We start from the raw sequence: 21,186 nt of genomic DNA, 5'->3' as shown, positions 1-21,186 counted from the left end.
CTTGTGAGCAGTGCAGAAGCGATTTTCGAACGTCCGAGGCGGGGCGATGCCACCCGGCATAACCAGGGAGAGCTCCCCCTCGAAACCCGCGAAGACGCGACGGAATAGTGGGTCGCGAGGGGGACAGCGACGGGTCGAACAGTGCCATCGCCGGTGGCACCGGCCCCGACGCGTCCGCAGAACCCGGCATCTGGCGCTATGCGATCGCCGACCGACTGGCGGTGGTGATCGACGGGGAGGATTACTTCGCGCTGGTCCACACCGCGATGTACAACGCGCGCGACCAGATCGTGCTGATCGGGTGGGATTTCGACACCCGCATCTCGCTGAGGCGTGGTGAGGAATGGGACAATGGCGATGCCGATCGTCCCGCGCGGCTGGGCGATTATCTCCCGTGGCTGGTCAAGGAACACACGGATCTCGACATCCGCATTCTCAAATGGGGGCTGTCGTGGGTTCAATTCCTCAAACGCGGACGAATGGCTTACGACATTGCGCGGATGTGGATGGTCGACGGGATCAGCTTCCGCTTCGACAGCCACCATCCGACCGGGTGCAGCCATCACCAGAAAATCGCCGTCTTCGACCGCAAGCTGGCGGTGTGCGGCGGGATCGACCTGACCTACGACCGGTGGGACACGCGTGAGCATCTGGAAGACGACCCCCGGCGGCTCAACTGGCCGGGCAGCACACACGGCCCGTGGCACGACATCACGCTGATGATGGAGGGGCCGGTCGCCGGTGCGCTGCACGACCTGTGCAACACCCGCTGGCAGGTCGCGGGTGGCGATCCGCTGGCACGCCCCGCCGATAATATCCGCTCCCCTTGGCCCAAGCCGCTCAAGGCAGGGTTCGAGGATGTCGAGGTGGGCCTCGCGCGTACCCGTGCCGAGTGCGGCGACGTGACCGAAGTCAACGAGATCGAGACGCTGTTCCTCGCCCACATCGCGCGGGCCAAGCGGTTCATCTATATCGAGAACCAGTATTTCACCTCGCGCAAGATTGCTGAGGCGATCGCTCTGCGGCTGTCGGGCGAGAACCCGCCCGAAATCGTCATCATCCATCCCAAACACGCCGATGGCTGGGTCGAGCAGCAGGCGATGGATCATGCGCGCGATCTGGTCGCCGAAGCGGTCGAGGCGGCGGATGGCGACGAGTTTTTCGAGATCTACGTGCCCTATACCGGCGAGACGCCGATCTACGTTCACGCCAAGCTGATGATCGTCGACGACGAGGTGGTGCGGATCGGATCGGCCAACCTCAACAACCGGTCGATGGCGCTGGACAGCGAATGCGACGTGATCCTCGATGCCAACCGTCCGCACAATACCGGGCGCGGGCTGGAGGAGGAGATCCGCTCCATCCGCGTCTCGCTGCTGGCCGAACATTGCGGCGTGGCCGAGGATGCGATGGCGCAGGCGCTGGAGCGGCACGGCACGATGCAGGGCGCGATTGGCGAGCTGGGACTGGAGGGTTCGCGCAGGCTGGTGCCCTATCGCCCGCCAGAGAAGAACGGGGTGACGCGCTACCTCGCCGAATCGGCGATGCTGGACCCGGAACGTCCCGACGATCTGCTGCGACCATTTGCGCGCGGCGGACTTTTCCGCAAAGGCGGCCTGCTCGCGCGGTTGCGCGACAGGGTGAAGCGCAAGGTGAAGGGACGGTTGAAGAGATGAGCAGTCTGGTTGGGCCCGACGAGGACCGGGAAGACGGCAAGCCCGCAGTGCCCGAAGACGTGCAGGCGGCAATCCGCACGCTGATCGAATGGGCGGGCGACGATCCCGCGCGCGAAGGCCTGCTCGACACGCCCAAGCGCGTGGCACGCGCGTGGAAGGAATATTGCGTCGGCTATACCGAAGACCCTGCGGTGCATCTGGGCCGCGTGTTCGAGGAAGTGGGCGGGTACAACGATATCGTGCTGCTGAAGGACATCCCCTTCCAGTCGCATTGCGAGCACCACATGGCGCCGATCATCGGCGTGGCGCACATCGCCTATCTGCCGACCGATTTCGTTGTCGGCATCTCCAAGCTCGCCCGCGTGCTGCACGGCTTCGCCCGGCGGCTGCAGGTGCAGGAACGGCTGACCGCGGAGGTCGCCGAGTGCATCTGGGACAATCTCAAGCCCGAAGGCGTGGCGGTGGTCATCGAGGCGAGCCATGCCTGCATGACCGCGCGCGGCGTGCGCACCCCGGGGGTGACGATGGTGACCAGCCGAATGATGGGGGTGTTCCGTGACGATCCCCGCAGCCGCGAGGAAGTGCTCAAGCTGATGGGGCACTAGGCCCCGGGGCCACCGATCACGCTTCGCGCGGTCCGATGCCGTCTTTCAGGATGGAGGCTGCGGCCAGCGCCGCGCGTTCGCCATCATCCTCGTCGCCATTGCTCCACACCGCGTAGCGCAGGCCGAGGAACACGTTCATTCCCATGATCGCCCAGGCATGGGCTTCGTTCAGATCGCCGCGTAGCTGATCCGCCGCCGCGCCCGCGCGCAGACGGCCCAGAATGCGCTCTGCGGTCTTTTCGTAGTGCAGGCGGTAGCTTTCCGGATCGACGAATTCCGATTCGTCGATGATCCGGTAGATTTCCTTGTGCTCGCGCGCGAAGGCGAGGAATGCGCCCAGCGCAGCGCGCTCCGTCTCCAGTGCGTCCAGCTCCCGCTCGGCCAGGCTCTGCGCGGCGGCTTGCCGCACGCCTTCGCTCAGGTCGCGGACCAGATCGCGGAAGATCGCCTCCTTGCTGCCGAAATAGGTGTAGAAACTCCCCAGGGCGACACCCGCGCGGCGGGTGATCGAGGCGATTGATGCTTCGTGAAAGCCCCGTTCCCCGAACTCGATGGTTGCCGCATCCAGCAGTTTGCGCCGCGTGCGTCGCCCCCGCTCGGTCGCGGGCGGGGCGGGGGAAATATCCGGATCGGTACGTGCCATGATGGCCACAGCCTATGGAAACTCCACCGCGCTCACAAGACATAACTTGAAACATGGTTCAGGTTTCAATATGCCTTCGGAATAAGAAACGAAATGGAGAGGGAATTTGAGGATGCGTAGCGCCAAGAGTCATGCCTTGCGTGCCGGCCTGCTGGCTGGGACGGGTTTTGCAGCCTTCATTGCGGCGCCTGCCATGGCGCAGGATGCGTCCGCCGAGGACGCGATGCCGTATTCGGAGGAGGCACCCGCCGATCCCGATCTCAACGTCATCACCGTTACCGCCCGCCGCCGCGAAGAGCGGCTGATCGACGTGCCGATCTCGGTCACCTCGTTCAGCGGCGAGCAGCTGGAGCAGCGCGGCGCGGTCGATATTACCGATATCGGCAACTACACCCCCAACGTGACGCTTGAGGCGAGCCGCGCGACCAATTCGACGCTGTCGGCCTTCATCCGCGGGATCGGCCAGCAGGATCCGGTTTCCGGCTTCGAGCAGGGCGTGGGCATCTATCTCGACGACGTTTATCTCAACCGCCCGCAGGCCGCGGTGCTGGAAATCTACGATGTCGAGCGGATCGAAGTGCTGCGCGGGCCCCAGGGCACGCTTTACGGGCGGAACACGATCGGCGGCGCGGTCAAGTATGTCAGCCGTCGCCTGCCGCAGGATTTCTCGCTCAAGGCGAAGGCGAGCTACGGCACCTATAATCTGGCGGAAGGCGTGGTCACCGCGTCCGCTCCGCTCAACGATCTGATCCGCGTCGGCGGTTCGGTCGCACGGCTTTCGCGCGGAGGCTTCGGCGACAACCTGACGCTGGGGACCGAGAACTACAACAAGGACATCTGGGCCGGCCGCGCCAGCTTCGAAATGGGCGGCTATGGCGAACCGGTGTTCCTGCGCATCCAGGGCGACTACACCAAGGACAAGAGCAATCCGCGCGGCGGCCATCGCCTGATCCCGGGCCAGGTTTCCGGCGCGCCGGTGCTGGACGATGTGTTCGACACGCGCGGCGGGCTCGACGATCCCAAGCAGGAGGTCGAATCCTACGGCCTGTCGATGCAGGCGGAGATCGATATGGGAGCAGGGCTGACGCTGCGCTCCATCTCCGCATGGCGCAAGGACGACAGCAGCACGCCGATCGATTTCGACGCGCTGCCCGCGGTCGATCTGGACGTTCCCGGCCTCTATCTGAACGAACAGATCAGCCAGGAACTGCAGGTTCTGTACGATGATGGCGGCCCGCTGACCGGCCTGATCGGTGCCTACTATCTCGACGCGACGGCAGACACGCTGTTCGACGTGCGCATCTTCACCACGCTGGCCGGGCTGACCGCGTACACCCAGGCGGACGTCGATACCGAGACCTTCGCGATCTTCGGCGATTTCTCCTACGATCTGACCGACCAGCTCTCGCTGTCGGTCGGCGGTCGATACACCTGGGATAACCGGCAGGCGTCGATCCTGCGGCAGAACTATCTGGGCGGCGGATCGCCCGTGTTCGGCGGCGCAGGCGTGCCGTTCGGCGCACCGGGTACCGATTTCGACGGCGAGCGCGACTTCAAGAAGTTTACTCCGCGCGCCTCGATCAGCTTCAAGCCGACGCCGGACCACAATATCTACGCGAGCTACTCCAAGGGCTTCAAAGGCGGCGGTTTCGACCCGCGCGGGGTAGGGGCGAACGCCCCCGATCTAAACAATGACGGCGTCCGCTCCGACGACGAGATCACTGCGTTCCTCAGCTTCGCGCCGGAAGAGGTCGACAGCTACGAAGTCGGCTACAAAGGGAGTCTGCTGAACGGCATGATCAATGTCGCGATCGCCGGCTTCTATGCCGACTACAAGGACGTCCAGATCCCCGGATCGGTCGCGTGTACCATGGCTGGCCTGCCCAGCTTCTGCGGGGTCGTGTCCAATGCGGGCAAGGCGACCTTCAAGGGGCTGGAATTCGAAGGATCGGCGCGGCTTGGCGCGGGCTTCGTGCTGTCCGGCTCGCTCGGCTATATCGACGCGCAGTATGATGAGTACATCACCAACATCAACAACACGCCGACCGACGTCGCCGATTTCCGCGAGGTGCAGAACACGCCCAAGTGGACCGGCAGCGCGACGCTGGCGTACAACGCCGCTGTGGGGACCGGCGATCTCTATGCTGGTGCAACCGTCAGCTACCGTAGCAAGACCTACCAGTTCGAGATTCCCAATCCCTATCTCGATCAGGATGGCTATGCGCTGCTGAGCGCGGACATCGTCTACACCCTGCCGGGCGACCGGATCACGATCGGGGTCCACGGCAAGAACCTGCTGGACAAGCGGTACAAGACCAGCGGCTACACCTTCGTCGCGACCAATCCGACCACCGGCGAGATCATCAATGGCGCGAACGGCTTCCCGATCCCCACGCTGGGGCCGGAAGGCACGCTGACCGCGTTCTACGGCAATCCGCGCGAAGTCTTTGCGACGATCGGCTTTAAGTTCTGATCCGACCCGCCGGGTGACACAAAAAAGGGGGCGCGCCTTCACTGCGAAGGCGCGCCCCCTTTCTTTTTATCCTGGCTTGAAGCTTAGAGCTGGCCGAGCATGTATTCTGCGCTGGAGACGCTGAAGTCGCCCGGCTTTTCGACGTTGAGCTTACGCACCTGGCCGTCGTCCACCAGCATCGAATAGCGCTGGCTGCGCTGGCCCATGCCGAAGCTCGACCCATCCATCGTCAGGCCGACCGCTTCGGCGAAATCGCCATTCCCGTCTGCCAGCATGGTCACATCCTTGCTGCCGTCGGCCTTCTGCCACGCGCCCATCACGAACGCGTCGTTGACCGAGATACAGGCGATCTCGTCGATCCCCTTGGCCTTCAGCTCGTCCGCCTTTTCGGCGAAGCCGGGCAGGTGCTTGGCGGAGCAGGTCGGGGTGAAGGCACCGGGCACCGCGAACAGCGCAACCTTCCGGCCGGCGAAGTATTCGCGGCTGTCGACCTGTTCGGGGCCGTTTTCGGTCGCCTTGGTAAGGGTGACCTGCGGGATCGTGTCGCCTTCGGAAATCTTCATCATGTCTATCCTTCGCGGTTTGAGTCGTGGAGCGCTGTGTGGCGCGGTCTTAGGCTTCGGGCAATCCTGAAGGGATCGGCGCGCGCGCAACCGCGTTCAACAGAACATACGGCTCGGCACCGCATTCTTTCCCGTTTGGGCGCTTTTCGTCGCACGCAAAGAATTTTCGGGCGCATTCACCGGCGCACATCGCTTGCAGATATAAAGAAGTCTTTATATGGGCCGTATCAATCTGCGCGGCACCTCAACGCCCGCAACGGAACATTCCCCGGGTTCCCTGCGCCTTCAAGGGCGTATGCCCACCAAACCCAAAGGAGCTAGCATGGCTACCCCCGCAAATATTATCGCAGACATCGGCCTGGCAGACTACGGTCGCAAGGAAATCGCGATCGCCGAAACCGAAATGCCCGGCCTGATGGCGCTGCGCGAACAGTACGGCAAGGACAAGCCGCTCAAGGGCGCGAAGATCGCCGGTTCGCTGCACATGACGATCCAGACCGCGGTGCTGATCGAAACGCTCGTCGCGCTGGGCGCGGACGTGCGCTGGACCACCTGCAACATCTATTCGACGCAGGATCACGCCGCCGCCGCGATCGCCGATCAGGGCATTCCGGTGTTCGCCGTGAAGGGCGAAACGCTGGCCGAATACTGGGACTACGTCGCGCACATCTTCGACTGGGGCGATGAGCCCTGCAACATGATCCTCGACGATGGCGGCGATGCGACCATGTTCGCGCTGTGGGGCGCACGGATCGAAGCGGGCGAGGAAATGCCCGCGCCGACCAACGAGGAAGAGCGCGAAATGCAGCGCGCCCTCAAGGCCTTTATCGAACGCAAGCCCGGCTACCTGACCAAGACGGTCGAAACCGTGCGCGGCGTGTCGGAAGAGACCACCACGGGCGTCAACCGCCTCTACCAGCTGTCGAAGGCGGGCAAGCTGCCGTTCCCGGCGATCAACGTGAACGACTCCGTCACCAAGTCGAAGTTCGACAACAAGTACGGCTGCAAGGAATCGCTGGTCGACGGGATTCGTCGCGGCACCGACGTGATGATGGCCGGCAAGGTCGCCTGCGTCGCGGGCTACGGCGATGTCGGCAAGGGCTCGGCAGCTTCGCTGGCCGGTGCCGGAGCGCGCGTCATGGTCACCGAAATCGACCCGATCTGCGCCCTGCAGGCCGCGATGGACGGCTACGAAGTCGTGACCATGGAAGAGGCGACCAAGCGCGCCGACATCTTCGTCACCACCACCGGCAACAAGGACGTGATCACCGTCGATCACATGCGCGCCATGAAGGACATGTCGATCGTCGGGAACATCGGCCACTTCGATAACGAGATCCAGGTCGAAGGGCTCGGCAACATGAAGTGGACCGAGATCAAGCCGCAGGTCGACATGGTCGAATTCCCCGATGGCAAGCGCATCCTGCTGCTGTCCAAGGGCCGCCTGCTCAACCTCGGCAACGCGACCGGCCACCCCAGCTTCGTGATGAGCGCCAGCTTCACCAACCAGGTGCTCGCGCAGATCGAACTGTTCACCAAGGCGGGCGAATACGAGAACGCGGTCCACGTTCTGCCCAAGCACCTCGACGAAGAGGTTGCCGCGCTCCACCTCGCCAAGCTCAACGTCCAGCTGACCGAGCTGAGCAAGGAACAGGCCGACTACATCGGCGTGTCCCAGGAAGGCCCCTTCAAGCCCGAGCACTATCGCTACTAAGCCAGCGATCATCTCACGGGCGGGGAAACTCGCCCGTCTTGCAGGCCCGGCGTGGTTGCCAAGCGATCATTGCCGGGCCTAGCTGATTCTCATGGACCTAGGCTCAACCGCGCTGGCACTGCTCGGCCTGCTGCTCGCGGCGTGGACCGCTGCTGCGGCGTGGCTGATGATCGCCGCCGCCTCGCGTTCGCGCGGGGCCGAGGCCGCGCGCCGCAATGCCAAGCGGATGGCGCGCCTGCTGGACGAGGCACCCGCCGCCGCGCTGGTGGTGCGCAGCGACGGACGGCTGGAAGGCAGCGACAGGCTTGCCCACTGGCTCGGCTTTGATCAGCTGCCGCAGTTCATCAGCGAGCTGGCCAAATATCCCGACCGCGGGCTGAGCCGTGAACAGCTCGACGAACTGACCCAGAAGGTCCGCCTCGCGCAGAAATCCGCCGCGCCGTTCCGCATGGCGGTGACGTTGCCCGGCTCCTCGCGCAGCCTCGCCCTGCGCGGCAGCCTCGCCGATCCGCAGGTCTCGCCCGCGGGCGCAGCGCTGATCTGGGTGTTCGATTTCAGCGAGAGCGAGCTCGAACTGGGCCGGATGCGCAAGGAGGCAGCGCGCGCCCGATCCGATTTCGCAGCGCTGGTCGGCCTGATCGAGGCCGCGCCCACGCCGATGTGGTTCCGCAATGCCGATATGGAGCTGCAACTGGTCAACAAAGCCTATGTTGCAGCCGTGGGGGCCGATGACGCGCAAAGCGTGATCGACCAGCAGATCGAGCTGGTCGAAGCGGTCGACGGGGAGCCGCCGGCCGAGATCGCGCGGCAGGCGGCGGAAAGCGGCGCGCCAATCGAACGGGTTGTTTCGGTCACCAATGTCGACGGGATGCGGCGGCGCTTTCGCGTATCCGACCTGCCGCTGGCCGAGGAAGGGGTGGCCGGTTACGCAGTCGATATTCAGGAACAGGAAGATCTGGCCCGCGAACACCGCGCCTATCGCGAGGCGCAGCGTTCCATGCTCGATCGTCTCTCGGTCGGCGTGGCGCAGTTCGACGACCAGCGACGGCTCACCTTCGCCAACCAGCCGTTCCGCCGCCTGCTGGGCGTGCGCCCGGGCGCCAGCGGGCTGGGCACGCCGTTCGAACGCCTGCTCAGCGATGCGCGCGACGAAGGCCGCCTGCCCGAGGTGCGCGACTTCCCCAGCTGGCGAAAGGACCGCATGGCCTGGTTCGAGGCGGGCGATACGCAAGAGGAAGACTGGCCGCTGTCCGACGGTACGCATCTGCAGGTGGTCGGCCAGCCGATGCCCGATGGCGGGCTCGCGCTGATCCTCGAAGACCGGACCGAACAGCTGAGCCTGGCGGCCAACCGCGACACGCTGCTGCGCACGCGCACCGCCATGCTCGACAGCCTGTTCGAAGCGCTCGCGGTGTTCGCGCCCGACGGTCGGCTGCAATTGTGGAACCACAGCTTCCCCGAGACCTGGGGGCTGGAACCCGATGCGCTGGATGAACACCCCTCGGTCGATGCGCTGCTCGGCCTGATCCAGCCCAATCTCGCCCGGCCCAAGCAGGCCAAGGGCGTGGGCGAGGTGATCCGCTCCGCCACGCTCGACCGCAAGGAGCGGGCCGGACGGCTCCAGCTGGCCGACGGGCGGACGATCGAATTTGCCGGCATCCCGCTGCCCGATGGCAACGGCCTGCTCACCACGCTGGACGTGACCGCCAATGAACAGGCCGAAACCGCGCTGCGCGACCGCGCCGAAGCGCTGGAGCAGGCGGACAAGGTCAAGACCCGCTTCCTCGCCAACATGTCCTACGAATTCCGCACGCCGCTGACCTCGATCGGCGGCTTTGCCGAGCTGTTGCAGGCCGAGGTTGCCGGGCCGCTGAGCGATGGCGCGAAGGAATATGTCGCCGCGATCATCGAATCGGTCGCACGGCTGACAGACCAGGTCGAAAACGTGCTCGACCTGTCGCAGAGCGAGGCGGGGCTGCTGCCCATCGCGCGGCGCGAATTGTCGCTGCTGGCCTTCGTCACCGGCGTGGCCCGGGCGCGCGAGGATGTGATCGAGACGAAGTCGATCACGCTCGACCTGCGCGGCAGCCAGGCACTCAAATTGCAGGCCGATCCGCGCCAGTTGGGCCGTGCGATCGGGCAATTGCTCGACAATGCAATCGAAGCCTCCGGAGAAAAGGGCCGCATTCTGGTCGATCTGGCGAAGCAGGATGGCGGAGTGCGGATCGTGATCTCGGATAATGGCCGCGGCATGGACGAGAACGAGCTGGCGCTGGCGCTCGACGGGATGCGCTCGGCGAGTGAGGGCGGGGCGGAGGCGACCCGCCGGCAGGGGCTGGGCCTGCCGCTCGCCAGGCAGCTGATCGAGGCGCATGGCGGGCGCTTCGATATCCATTCCGAAAAGCGCATCGGCACCAGCGTTAGCCTGTGGTTGCCGCTGGCATGACGCGAACAGCGATCGACCTGCCCGATCTCGCGGCGATGGAGGCGCTGGGCGCGCGGATCGCCGCCGACATGCGCCCCGGCGACGTGATTGCGCTGTCCGGTCCGCTCGGCGCGGGCAAGACCACGCTCGCCCGTGCGATCCTGCGCGCGGCGGGTCACGCGGGCGAAGTCCCATCGCCGACCTTCACCCTGATCGAAATGTACGAGGCGCTCCAGCCGCCGGTCGCGCACGCGGATTTCTACCGCCTCGAAGACCCTGCCGAGGTCGAGGAACTGGGCCTCGACGATTATCGCGAGGGCGCGGTGCTCATCGCCGAATGGCCCGAACGCGCGGGCGGCTTCGCGCACGAGCCCGCCTGCCTCTCCATCGACGTATCTTTCGCGGGGGCAAATGCGCAAGCTGGTCGCAAGGCGATTGTCGAAGGCGGGGCAGATTGGCTAGGACGCGCGCCATGACGACATTGCCTGACGGTATTCACGACTTCCTCGGCGCGGCAGGCTGGGCCGGGGCGCAGATCGCACCGCTGACCGGCGATGCCAGCTTCCGCCGCTATTTCCGGCTCCACCATGAAGGCAAGAGCGCGATGCTGATGCACGCGCCCCCGCCGGAGGAGCCGCGCGAGTTCCTGCATGTCGGGCGCTGGCTGCTCGACCAGCAGATCCGCGCGCCGCAGATCTATGCCGAGGATCTCGACAATGGCTGGGTGCTGATCGAGGATTTCGGCGATGCGCGGATGCGCGACTGGCTGGACGAGAATCCGGCCGCCGAGGACGAGGCCTATTCCGCTGCGATCGACACGCTCGCCGATCTGCACCGCAAGCCCGCCGGGCCTTTCCCGCCCTATGACGAAGAAACCTACCTGCGCGAGGCGCAGCTATTCACGCAGTGGTATTGCCCGGCGCTGGGGCTGGAAGTCGATAGCGATGAGTTCGATGCCGCCTGGCGCGAAGTGCTCGCCCCGCTGACCGCGAACCAGCAGCCCGGCGTGACCGTGCTGCGTGACTATCACGCGGAAAACATCATGCTGCTCGCGCCCGATAGCGGGGCGGGCAGTCAGGGCGTGATCGATTTTCAGGACGCGCTGGTCGGCCACCCGGCCTATGACCTTGTCTCCCTGCTGCAGGATGCGCGCCGCGATGTGACGCCCGAACTGGAGGCGCGGATGCTCGCCCGCTATCGCGAATGTGCCGATTGCGGCGACGAGTTCGATGCCGACTACGCACGGCTCGGCGCGCAGCGGAACACCAAGATCGTCGGCATCTTCGCGCGGCTTAACGAGCGCGACGGCAAGCCGCGCTACCTCGCCCTGATCCCGCGCGTGTGGGAGGCGCTGGAGCGCGATCTGGCGCACCCCGCGCTGGCTCCGGTGGCGCAGTGGTTCAAGGCCAATATCCCGGCCGATCTACGCGCGCGCAACGGAGCTCTTGAGGCATGAGCAGCCTTCTTGCGTCCGATACCGCGATGGTGATGGCGGCAGGGCTGGGCAAGCGGATGCGTCCGCTGACCGCGACCATGCCCAAGCCGATGGTCCGCGTCGCGGGCAAGCCGCTGATCGACCATACGCTGGACCGGCTGGCCGATGCGGGCGTCGCGCGCGCGGTGGTCAACGTCCATTACCTGGCCGACGCGCTCGAAGCGCATGTGACCGGGCGGGCGAACCCCAAGGTCACCATCTCTGACGAGCGGGACGCACTGCTGGAAACCGGCGGCGGGATGATCAAGGCGCAGGGCCTGCTGCCCGATCCGTTCTTCTGCCTCAACTCGGACAACATCTGGCTCGACGGGCCGCGCAACGCCTTTGCCGACCTGTCGATGCTGTGGGATGCGGAGCGGATGGACGCGCTGGTGCTGGTGGTGCCGCACAAGCGCGCGGCCAATTTCGACGGGCCGGGCGATTTCCATCTCGATGCGGCGGGCAAGGTCTCGCGCCGACAGCCGGGGCGCATCGCGCCCTTCATCTACACCGGCATCCAGCTGGTTTCCCACCGCCTGCTGCGCGATGCGCCCGAGGGCAAGTTCTCGACCAACATCCTGTGGAACCGCGCGATCGAGGAAGGGCGACTGTTCGGCCTGCCGTTCACCGGCGACTGGTTCGAGGTCGGCACGCCGCAGGCGATCCGCCCGACCGAGGAGGCGCTGTCGCGTGGCTGACGCTACGCGACCGCAAGTTTTTTCGATCGCAGCCCATCGCGGGTTTGCCGATGCGCTGGTGGCGGGTCTGGTTCCGCGATATTCCGAAGACGGCCTTGGCCTCGCCCGGCTGACCCTGCTGCTGCCGAGCGGGCGCGCGATCCGCACGGTGAGCGAAGCCTTCGTGCGCCATATGGGCGACGAAGGCGGCGCGGGCCTGCTGCTGCCGCGCATGGTCACCATCGGCGACCTTTCACTCGACGAAGCGCTCGGCCCGCTGCTCGATCCGCTGGGGGCCGACGAGATTCCGCCAGCCGTCGACCCGACCCTCCGCTGGCTGCGGCTCGCCGCGCTGCTGGCGGAGGAGATTGGCAAGGGGGCTCCGAAAGGCCCGCCGCTGTTCCGGCAGGCGCGGATGATTGCCGAGACGATGGACCGCCTGCTGGTCGAAGAAATCGCTCCCGAAGATCTGCTGGGGGACCGGGTGCTCGACGTGGTCGGCTCGGTCGCCGGGCACTGGCAAGACAGCCTGCGGCGCTTTGCAAGGGTGCAGGCGCGCTGGCTCGCCGAGTTGCAGGCGATGGGCCGCGTCGATTCCGCCACACGGCGCAACCAGCTGTTCGCCCATGCCGCGAAAAGCTGGCGCGCCGAGCCGCCCGCCACGCCGATCGTCGCCGCAGGCGTCACCAGCGCCGCGCCCGCGCTCGCGCGGCTGCTGCGGGTGGTGAGCGAGCTGCCGCAGGGCGCGGTGATCCTGCCCGATCTCGACCTCGCGCTGTCAGACGAGGCGTGGGACGAGCTTGGCCGCGCGGGCCAGTCCGACGATGCCGATGGCGAGCGGCTGGGCCGCCATGATGCGCCGACCCATCCGCAATATCATCTCAAGCTGCTGCTGGGCCGGATGGGCGTCAATCGCGGCGAGGTGCGACAATGGCACCGGCGCGGGCTGACTGCCGCGAACCCCGACCGGACCCACGCGGTCAGCGCGCTGTTCCTGCCTCCGCAGGCGAGCAAGAGCTGGGTCGAGCTGCCATCGGAGAAGCGCCGTCTGGCGGCGGTGCAGCTGCTCGAAACGGGCAATCCGGAGGAGGAGGCGCAGGCGGTCGCGCTGGCGGTGCGCCGCAAGCTGGAAGAGCCGCAAAAGCGCGTGGCGGTGGTCACTCCCGATCGCTCGCTCGCCCGGCGGATCGTCCATCACCTGCGCCGGTGGGATATTCAGGCCGACGATTCGGCGGGCGCACCGCTGTGCGATACCGCTGCTGGCCGCGCGCTGCTGCTGCTGGCGCAGGTGATTGCGGAACGGGCCGCGCCGGTGCCGCTGATTGCGTTCCTCGGTCATCCCTTCGTCGGGGTCGCGGGGGCGGAGGATTCCGGTGGCGCGCGGGCCGACTGGCTCGATGCGCTGCGCCGGTTCGAGGACCGGCTGCGCGGCCCGCGTCCGGCACCCGGCCTCGCGCCCTTGCGCGCCATCGCTGCGAAGGCCGATGTCGATGCATGGTGGGGCACGGTTGCGGACAGGCTCGCCCCGCTGATGGAGCGGGACGAGGACGCGCCGCTCGCCGAACTGCTCGGAACGTTGGCGCAGGTGCTGGAAGAATTCTGCGGCGAAGCGGTCTGGGGCCGCGAGGATGGCCGCGCGCTGGGCAGCTTCGTCGACGATCTGCGCCAGCAGGCGAGCGCGGCGGGCACCATGATCGACCCGCGCGAGGTGCATGATGTGCTGACCGATGCGATGGAGCGGGTCGCGGTGCGCCCGGCCTATGGTGGGCACCCGCGCGTGGCGGTCTACGGCCTGCTCGAAAGCCGGATGGCGCGGGCCGACCTGATTATCTGCGCGGGCCTCAACGAAGGCACCTGGCCGGGCGGCGCCTCGCCCGATCCGCTACTCGCCCCGCCGGTGCTGCGCGCTCTGGGCGTGCCCGGCGGCGAGTTCCGCATCGGGCTTGCCGCGCACGATCTGGCGGGTGCGCTGGGCGCGCCGCAGGTCTTGCTCACCCGCGCCGCGCTCGATGCCAACGGGCCTGCGATTCCATCGCGTTTCTTCCTGCGGATCAAGGCCTTGCTGGGCGATCTGGCCAAGCGTCATGAGGAAAGCGAGCTGCCCGCGCTGGTCGACGCCCTGCGCGATGCCGATCCTGCGCCGCTCTATCCGGTGCCGCAGCCGTGCCCGCCTGCCGAAGTGCGTCGGGTGACCATCAGCGCGACCGCGCTCGACCGGCTACGCTCCGATCCCTACCAGTTCTACGCCAATGCGATCCTGCGGCTGAAGGAGCGCGACCCGCTCGACTCAGAACCCAGCCCCGCGTGGCAGGGCACGCTCGCCCACGCGATTCTGGAGGAATGGCACAAGCAGGGCGGGGCGCTGGTCGATCTGGCGACCAAGCATCTGGGCGCGATGGACGCGCACCCGCTGACCCGTGCGCTTTGGGAGCCGCGCCTGATGGCCGCGCTCGAATGGATCGAGAATGAGGTGAGTTCCGATCCCGATCGCCGGATCGTTGCGGTCGAGCAGAAGGGCCGTCACCTGTTCTCTGGCGTCGAGATCACCGGCACCGCCGACCGGATCGACCGGCTGGCCGACGGCAGCTACGCCATCGTCGATTACAAGACCGGCGGCCCGCCATCCAAGCGGATGGTCGAGGAAGGCTTCGCGCTGCAGCTCGGCACGCTGGGCCTGCTGGTGGAGGAGGGCGCCTATGCCGATCGCGGCATCGAAGGCGTGCCAACGCGGTTCGAATACTGGTCCCTCGGGCGCGATGCGAAGTCGGACACGGGATTTGGCTACGTCACCACCCCGCTGAAGATCGGCAATGCCCGCACAGGGATGGAGCCCGACGATTTCCTGCCCGAAACGCGGCGCTACCTTGCCGAAGCGCTCGACACCTGGATCCTCGGCGATGCGCCCTTCACCGCGCGGCCCAATCCCGACCTCAAGCTGTATGCCACCTACGACCAGCTGATGCGGCTGGAGGAATGGCTGGGCCGAGAGAGCGAGCCGGGGGCCACGCGATGAGCGACACAATCCACACGCTTTTGCCGGAACAGGGCCACGCGGCGGACCCGGGCCATTCCGTGTGGCTTTCCGCCAGCGCGGGCACCGGCAAGACGCAGGTGCTCTCGGCGCGCGTGCTGCGCCTCCTGTTGCAGCCCGGCGTGGAGCCCGGATCGATCCTGTGCCTCACCTTCACCAAGGCGGGCGCGGCGGAGATGGCGACCCGCGTGAACGAGACGCTGGCCCGCTGGGTGCGGATGGAGGAAACCCTGCTGGCCCAGCACCTGCGCGCCATCGGGGCGAAGGTCGATCCGACAACGCTGGCCCATGCCCGCACGCTGTTCACCCGGGTGCTCGATTGCCCCGGCGGCGGGCTGCGCATCGATACGATCCACGCTTTTGCGCAATACCTGCTCGCCGCCTTTCCCGAGGAAGCGGGGCTGGAGCCGGGCACGGTCGCGATGGACGATCGCACGCGCGGCCTGCTCGCGCGCGAGGTGCTGACCGAACTGGTCGCCAACGCGGACGAGGCGGATAACAGCGCGCTGGCGATGCTCTCGCTCAGGCTCGGGCCCGACGGGGTCAAGCAATGGCTGATGGCCTGCGCCAAGGCACGCGAGCTGTGGGAAGGGCCGCAGGGCTGGCAGAGCCCGATGCGCCGGCAGGTGCTCGCGATGCTAGGCCTGCCGAGCGATTTTTCCGAGGCCGACCTGGTGCGCGAATGCGCCGACGACAGGTTCGACTGCGGCTCTCTGCGCGCATGCCTTGCGACCTTGCAGGACTGGAACACAAAGAGCGGGCGCGACGCGGCGGAGCCGATCTCCGCATGGCTCGCTGCCGATCCCGATCAGCGCCTCGCCACGCTTGCCTGTTTCAACGGCAGCCTGCTGGTCGCAGACGGCTCAAAGCCCAAGAACCTGACCAATCTGGTCAAGCGCGACCCGACCTACGAGGGCAATGTCGCGGCGGTTCAGGCCAGCCTCGATGCGATCCGGGATAAATTCGCGCTGCTCGCACTCGCGGAATATCTCACCCCCGCGCTCGAACTGGGGCGGCGCTTTGCCTTGCGGTGGGACGAGGCGAAGCGGGTGCATGGCCTCGTCGATTTCGACGACCAGATCGCACGCGCGGCCACGCTGCTCGGCAATTCGGAGATGGCGCAGTGGATCGGCTACAAGCTCGACCGCAGTTTCGACCACATCCTGGTCGACGAGGCGCAGGATACCAATGACAGCCAGTGGGCGATCATCGACGCGCTGACGCAGGATTTCTTCGATGGGCTGGGTGCGGCGGGGGCGCGGCTGCGCACGATCTTCGTGGTCGGCGATTACAAGCAGGCGATCTTCGGCTTTCAGGGCACCGAACCGCGCCTGTTCGTGGACAAGCGCGAGCAATATGACGCGCGGATCAACAGCGCGATCGCCAATGCCGAGGCGCTCGCGCATGAAACCCGCGAGGCCCCGCTGGTCCCGCTCGCGCCGCTCGCCCGCCTGGGGCTGGAGCGCAATTTCCGATCATCGCAGGTGATCCTCGATTTCGTCGACCGCGCGGTGGCGCATGTCGGCACGCAGGCGATGGGGATGCCGGGCGAAGAGGTGCAGCATACCGGCGAAGATCGTCCCGGGCGGGTGACGCTGTGGGCACCGATCAGGGCCGAGGAAAGCGACGATCCCGAAGCGGTCGAGGAAGACGGTGCGGAAACCTGGCTGCCCGCGCCAGAGCGCCGCATGGCGGACCGGATTGCCGCGCAGGTGAAGCAGTGGCTCGAAGACGGCCACCCGCTGACCAAGGGCGGCACGCGCCGGGCCGGGCCGGGCGATATCATGATCCTCGTGCGCAAGCGCCGCGCGCTCGCCGGGCTGATCGTCGCGCGGCTCCATGCGGCGGGCGTGCCGGTGGCGGGCGTCGATCGGCTGCGGCTGGGCGCTCCGCTGGCGGTGAAGGATCTGCTCGCCGCGCTGCGCTTCGCCGCGCAGCCGAGGGACGACCTGATGCTCGCCAACCTGCTGGTCTCTCCGCTGGGCGGCTGGTCGCAGGACGACCTGCTCGAGCATGGCCTGCGCGACAAGAGCGTCGGCCTGTGGGACCATATCCGTCGCAGCGACGCGCCGCTGTGCATGGCGACGGCCGACCGGCTGCGCGCGCTGCTGGCGCGGGTCGATTACGAGCATCCGCAGGCGTTGCTCCACTGGCTGCTGACCGGTCCGTGGGACGGGCGGCGCAAGCTGGTCGCGCGGCTGGGGCGCGAGGCGAACGATCCGATCGACGAACTGGTCGGCGCGGCGTTCGCCTACTGCGCCGAACACACGCCCAGCCTTCAGGGCTTCCTCAACTGGTTCGATGCTTCGGACGAGGAACTGAAGCGCGAAGCGGCGGGCAGCGGTGATGCCGTGCGCGTGCTGACAGCGCATGGCTCGAAGGGGTTGCAGGCACCGATCGTGATCCTCGCCGATGCGACCGGCAATCCCGATCGCGGCCCTGCGCGCGCGGGCGAGCTGGCGACCGATGACGGGCGCACCGTCCCGCTTCCCTCGCTGCCCAAGGAGGCGAAGGCGGGGCCGGTGGTCGCGGCCGAGGAAGCGAAGAAGGCGCGCGAGCGCGAGGAGCACTGGCGGCTGATGTACGTCGCGATGACCCGCGCCGAGGAAGCGCTCTATATCGGCGGCGCATTGCTGCCGAGCGACAAGGACGTGCCCGAGGCGAGCTGGTATGCGCAGGCCGCTGCGCTGTTCGACAGCGAAGGCGGGGGCGAGGGGGAGGGCGTCTCCGACCCGATCTGGGGCGAGCGGCACGATCTGGGCACGCTGGCCGATATCGCGCCGCCCGCTCCCGATGCAGCGAGCCGAGCACAGCGCCCCGCGCTGCCTGAATGGGCCACCCGCGCTCCCGCCGCCGAGCCGAGCCCGCCGCGACCGCTCGCGCCGTCTGCCGCCGGGGACGACCTCGCGCCGAACCCACCGGGGCTGGCGACCGGGGCCGAGGCGGCGCAGCGCGGTACGCTGATCCACCGCCTGCTCGAACGCATGCCCGATATCGCGCCCGAGGACCGCGAGGCGCGGGGCTCGGCATGGCTCGCCGCGCAGGCCGGCGATCTGTCGGAGGGGGCGCGCGCGGCGATGCTGGAGCAGGCGCTTGGCGTGCTCGACCATCCCGATTTCGCCGCGCTGTTCGCGCCCGGTGCGCTGGCCGAGGTCTCGCTCGCCGCGACGGTTGAGGGGCAGGTGGTCACCGGCAAGCTCGACCGGCTGTGTGTGGCCGAGGAAGAGGTGCTGGTGGTCGATTACAAGACCACTCGCCGCGCGCCCACATCGCTCGAACAGGTGCCCACCGCGACGCTGCGGCAGATGTCCGCCTATGCCCACGCGCTCGCCGCGATCTATCCCGGGCGGCGGATTTGCGCGGCGCTGCTCTATACCCAGACCCCGCAGCTGATCGTGCTTCCGCACGCGGTTCTGGCCGCTCACAAGCCCGGCTTGGGGGACAAGCAGCTAAGTTTGCCCGGCTCCGCCTTTGCGTAATCGCTTCGCATCCCTAGATATCGAGCCAAGAAACAGGAGACATCCCCCATGGCCACCAAAACCGTCACCGATGCCAGCTTCCAGTCCGACGTCCTGCAGAGCGACAAGCCCGTGCTGGTCGATTTCTGGGCCGAGTGGTGCGGCCCGTGCAAGATGATCGCGCCCGCGCTGGAAGAAATCAGCGACGAACTGGCCGATCAGGTGACCATCGCCAAGATGGACATCATGGAAAACACCGACACCCCCGGCAAGCTGGGCGTGCAGGGCATCCCCTATCTGGTGCTGTACAAGAATGGCGAACGCGCCGCCGAACTGACCGGCGCGCGGCCCAAGAGCCAGCTCAAGGCGTGGCTCGAAGAACAGCTCTGATAAGTGCTCAGGCGGCGGGCTGGTAGCCTGCCGCCGACAGCCGCACGACCAGCTGGTCGAACAGTTCGCGGCTCGCCGCGCCGACCATCCCCCTGCGACCATCGTCGACCCGGTAGGGTGTGCCGTCGAGGCGCAGGCAGGCGCCGCCCGCTTCATTGAGAAACAGCGATCCCGCAGCGTGGTCCCACGGCAGCGTGCGCTCGTAGATCGCAACGTCGTGTTCGCCGAGCACGGTCAGCGGATATTGCTCGCACGCGGCACCGGGCGCGTGGACCAGCGTGTAGTTGGGCACGATTTCCAGCTCGAACTGGCGGCGCTGCTCGGGCGTCATGAATTTCTTCATCGCGGCGAGGCGCGGCGGGTTTGCGCCGCTCGCGCGCGCTGTCACCGTCTCCCCGTCGATCATCGCGCCCTGGCCGCGATGGGCCGCGCAGAAGCGGTCGCGCTGCGGGTCGTAGATCCAGCCGTCTTGCGCAAAGCCTTCTTCGGCCAGCGCTACCATGATCCCGAAATGGCCCGTCCCGCTGGCGAAATTGCTCGTCCCGTCGATCGGGTCGATGATCCAGCAAGTGCCGGAGAGGCGATCCATCACCGACGGGTCGGCGTGGACCGATTCCTCGCCCACGATGGCCGCTTCGGGGTGCAGCTTCGCTAGCCCCTCTGCCAGCGCGACCTCCGCCTCTCGGTCGGCGATGGTGACGAGATCGTCGTCCGCCTTTTCGATGATTTCGGTCGCCTTGAGCGCCTGGTGGCGCGGCATGATGATCCGCTCCGCCACATCGCGCATCAGGGCCAGAATTTCGCGGTCGAGTACGCTCATGAGTTTCTCCTCAGGAGCGATAATCCGCGTTGATGTCGATGTATCCGTGCGTCAGGTCGCAGGTCCACACGCTGGCGCGGCCGTCGCCCATGCCGAGATCGACCGCGATGTCGATTTCCTGCCCTGCGAGATGCGCGGCGACGGGCGCTTCGTCGTAATCCTCAACCGGCTGTCCCTCGCGCGCGGCCCAGTGCCCGCCGAAACCGATCGACAGCGTGTCGCGGTTGGCAGGCTCGCCCGCCTTGCCCACCGCCATGACCACTCGGCCCCAATTCGCATCGCCGCCCGCGATCGCGGTCTTGACCAGCGGCGAGTTGGCGATGGCGAGGCCGATGGTCCGCGCGCTCTCGTCCGACACAGCGCCTCTGACATGCACCGCGATGAACTTCTGCGCGCCTTCGCCATCGCGCACGACCAGATGTGCGAGCTGGCGGCAGACATCGTGCAGCGCGGCCATGAAGGCATCCGCGCCCGGATCGTTCGCTGAGGTCAGCTGCGCATGGCCAGCCTTGCCGGTCGCGAAGGCGAGCACGGTGTCGCTGGTCGAGGTGTCGGAATCGACCGTGATGCAGGAGAATGTCTGCCGGTTCGCGGCGGAAAGGCATTCCTGCAGGAAAGCAGGCGAGACCGCCGCATCGGTGAAGATGTAGCCGAGCATGGTCGCCATGTCGGGCGCGATCATCCCGCTGCCCTTGACGATTCCCGCGATCTCGATCCGCGTCTCACCGATCATCGCGCTGGCATGCGCGCCCTTGGCGAAGGTGTCGGTCGTGCCGATGGTGTTGGTCGCGTCCTCCCAGCTGCATGGCTGGGCATCGAGCACCCCCTCTACGCCAGCGCGCGCCTTGTCTTTAGGCAGTGGCACGCCGATCACGCCGGTGGAGGAGACGAACACCTCGTTGGTCGCACAGCCGAGGTGGTCTGCCACCTGGCCCATGATCTGCTCCACCGCCTCGCGCCCGCGATAGCCGGTGAAGGCGTTGGAATTGCCCGCGTTGACGATCAGCGCGCGCGCGCTGCCGCCCTTCACCTGTTCGCGGCCCAGCTCGACCTCGCTCGAACAGCACAGGTTCTTCGTGAACACGCCGGCCACGCTGGTGCCCTCCGCCAGTTCGGCGAAGGTCAGGTCGCACCGGTCCCATTCCTTGTAGCGCGCCCGCGCGATGCGCAGGGTAACGCCGTCGATCGGCGGGATGTCGGGGAAGGGCCGGGCGAGAGGGGAGCGGGCGAGGTCCAT

15 protein-coding genes are annotated in these 21,186 nt (G+C 67.0%); 11 read left to right on the top strand and 4 right to left on the bottom strand.

Translation table 11 applies throughout. The annotated features are described in order from the left end of the window. The first annotated feature begins 107 nt into the window (after positions 1–107). Positions 108–1,676 (top strand): phospholipase D-like domain-containing protein, encoded by a 1,569-nt coding sequence (locus VO57_010890; protein ID XBL68637.1) that lies wholly within the window; start codon positions 108–110, stop codon positions 1,674–1,676. Continuing rightward, entirely contained in the window at positions 1,673–2,281 is a 609-nt protein-coding gene (gene folE / locus VO57_010885; GenBank protein ID XBL68636.1) for a GTP cyclohydrolase I FolE, read from the top strand. Before VO57_010890 ends, folE begins: the two co-directional genes overlap by 4 nt. A gap of 16 nt (positions 2,282–2,297) precedes the next feature. Here the strand turns inward: folE and VO57_010880 are convergent, their stop codons facing one another. Continuing rightward, positions 2,298–2,924 (bottom strand): TetR/AcrR family transcriptional regulator, encoded by a 627-nt coding sequence (locus tag VO57_010880; GenBank protein XBL68635.1) that lies wholly within the window; start codon positions 2,922–2,924, stop codon positions 2,298–2,300. A 112-nt stretch (positions 2,925–3,036) separates the two neighbouring features. Between VO57_010880 and VO57_010875 the strand changes: the two genes are divergently transcribed. Further along, positions 3,037–5,397, top strand: coding sequence for a TonB-dependent receptor (locus tag VO57_010875; protein ID XBL68634.1), 2,361 nt, complete (start codon positions 3,037–3,039; stop codon positions 5,395–5,397). Positions 5,398–5,480: 83 nt separating this feature from the next. On the opposite strand, the gene VO57_010870 is transcribed toward VO57_010875, so the two are convergent. Beyond that, a complete protein-coding gene (locus VO57_010870) occupies positions 5,481–5,960 on the bottom strand; it encodes a peroxiredoxin (protein XBL71328.1) in 480 nt (159 codons plus the stop codon). 322 nt (positions 5,961–6,282) lie between these two features. Between VO57_010870 and ahcY the strand changes: the two genes are divergently transcribed. From ahcY to trxA, 8 genes are all read left to right on the top strand, one after another. After that, positions 6,283–7,674 (top strand): adenosylhomocysteinase, encoded by a 1,392-nt coding sequence (gene ahcY, locus VO57_010865; protein ID XBL68633.1) that lies wholly within the window; start codon positions 6,283–6,285, stop codon positions 7,672–7,674. 91 nt (positions 7,675–7,765) lie between these two features. Continuing rightward, positions 7,766–10,120, top strand: coding sequence for a PAS-domain containing protein (locus VO57_010860; GenBank protein ID XBL68632.1), 2,355 nt, complete (start codon positions 7,766–7,768; stop codon positions 10,118–10,120). Further along, positions 10,117–10,575, top strand: coding sequence for a tRNA (adenosine(37)-N6)-threonylcarbamoyltransferase complex ATPase subunit type 1 TsaE (tsaE, locus tag VO57_010855; GenBank protein ID XBL68631.1), 459 nt, complete (start codon positions 10,117–10,119; stop codon positions 10,573–10,575). The genes VO57_010860 and tsaE overlap by 4 nt, the downstream gene beginning before the upstream one ends. Further along, the gene (locus VO57_010850) at positions 10,572–11,555 is read left to right on the top strand and encodes a phosphotransferase (GenBank protein ID XBL68630.1); all 984 of its coding nucleotides are present in this window, start codon (positions 10,572–10,574) and stop codon (positions 11,553–11,555) included. The genes tsaE and VO57_010850 overlap by 4 nt, the downstream gene beginning before the upstream one ends. Continuing rightward, positions 11,552–12,271 carry a nucleotidyltransferase family protein gene (locus VO57_010845; GenBank protein ID XBL68629.1) on the top strand — a complete coding sequence of 240 codons (720 nt, stop codon included), beginning with the start codon at positions 11,552–11,554 and terminating at the stop codon, positions 12,269–12,271. The genes VO57_010850 and VO57_010845 overlap by 4 nt, the downstream gene beginning before the upstream one ends. After that, positions 12,264–15,263, top strand: a complete 3,000-nt coding sequence (gene addB, locus VO57_010840; protein XBL68628.1) for a double-strand break repair protein AddB — start codon at positions 12,264–12,266, stop codon at positions 15,261–15,263. The genes VO57_010845 and addB overlap by 8 nt, the downstream gene beginning before the upstream one ends. Then, positions 15,260–18,760 carry a double-strand break repair helicase AddA gene (gene addA / locus VO57_010835; protein XBL68627.1) on the top strand — a complete coding sequence of 1,167 codons (3,501 nt, stop codon included), beginning with the start codon at positions 15,260–15,262 and terminating at the stop codon, positions 18,758–18,760. Before addB ends, addA begins: the two co-directional genes overlap by 4 nt. A gap of 48 nt (positions 18,761–18,808) precedes the next feature. Continuing rightward, entirely contained in the window at positions 18,809–19,129 is a 321-nt protein-coding gene (gene trxA, locus VO57_010830; protein XBL68626.1) for a thioredoxin, read from the top strand. A 7-nt stretch (positions 19,130–19,136) separates the two neighbouring features. On the opposite strand, the gene VO57_010825 is transcribed toward trxA, so the two are convergent. Both VO57_010825 and argJ read right to left on the bottom strand, forming a co-directional pair. Beyond that, on the bottom strand, positions 19,137–19,949 hold the full coding sequence (locus VO57_010825) for an inositol monophosphatase family protein (GenBank protein ID XBL68625.1): 813 nt from the start codon (positions 19,947–19,949) through the stop codon (positions 19,137–19,139). Between the two features lie 10 nt (positions 19,950–19,959). After that, on the bottom strand, positions 19,960–21,186 hold the full coding sequence (gene argJ / locus VO57_010820) for a bifunctional glutamate N-acetyltransferase/amino-acid acetyltransferase ArgJ (GenBank protein ID XBL68624.1): 1,227 nt from the start codon (positions 21,184–21,186) through the stop codon (positions 19,960–19,962).

The sequence above is a fragment of the Citromicrobium bathyomarinum genome, from assembly GCA_001306305.2.
In the GTDB taxonomy this organism is placed as follows: Bacteria; Pseudomonadota; Alphaproteobacteria; order Sphingomonadales; family Sphingomonadaceae; genus Alteriqipengyuania; species Alteriqipengyuania bathyomarina.
Note: the sequence above shows the minus strand (reverse complement) of the source record. Positions and strands in the feature narration are given on the sequence as shown.

Bases quoted from the DNA above. Each gene is read 5' to 3' on its own strand.
- folE (XBL68636.1), top strand. From the start codon at position 1,673: ATGAGCAGTCTGGTTGGGCCCGACGAGGACCGGGAAGACGGCAAGCCC.
- VO57_010880 (XBL68635.1), bottom strand. From the start codon at position 2,924: ATGGCACGTACCGATCCGGATATTTCCCCCGCCCCGCCCGCGACCGAG.
- VO57_010875 (XBL68634.1), top strand. From the start codon at position 3,037: ATGCGTAGCGCCAAGAGTCATGCCTTGCGTGCCGGCCTGCTGGCTGGG.
- VO57_010870 (XBL71328.1), bottom strand. From the start codon at position 5,960: ATGAAGATTTCCGAAGGCGACACGATCCCGCAGGTCACCCTTACCAAG.
- ahcY (XBL68633.1), top strand. From the start codon at position 6,283: ATGGCTACCCCCGCAAATATTATCGCAGACATCGGCCTGGCAGACTAC.
- VO57_010860 (XBL68632.1), top strand. From the start codon at position 7,766: ATGGACCTAGGCTCAACCGCGCTGGCACTGCTCGGCCTGCTGCTCGCG.
- tsaE (XBL68631.1), top strand. From the start codon at position 10,117: ATGACGCGAACAGCGATCGACCTGCCCGATCTCGCGGCGATGGAGGCG.
- VO57_010850 (XBL68630.1), top strand. From the start codon at position 10,572: ATGACGACATTGCCTGACGGTATTCACGACTTCCTCGGCGCGGCAGGC.
- VO57_010845 (XBL68629.1), top strand. From the start codon at position 11,552: ATGAGCAGCCTTCTTGCGTCCGATACCGCGATGGTGATGGCGGCAGGG.
- addA (XBL68627.1), top strand. From the start codon at position 15,260: ATGAGCGACACAATCCACACGCTTTTGCCGGAACAGGGCCACGCGGCG.
- trxA (XBL68626.1), top strand. From the start codon at position 18,809: ATGGCCACCAAAACCGTCACCGATGCCAGCTTCCAGTCCGACGTCCTG.
- VO57_010825 (XBL68625.1), bottom strand. From the start codon at position 19,949: ATGAGCGTACTCGACCGCGAAATTCTGGCCCTGATGCGCGATGTGGCG.
- argJ (XBL68624.1), bottom strand. From the start codon at position 21,186: ATGGACCTCGCCCGCTCCCCTCTCGCCCGGCCCTTCCCCGACATCCCG.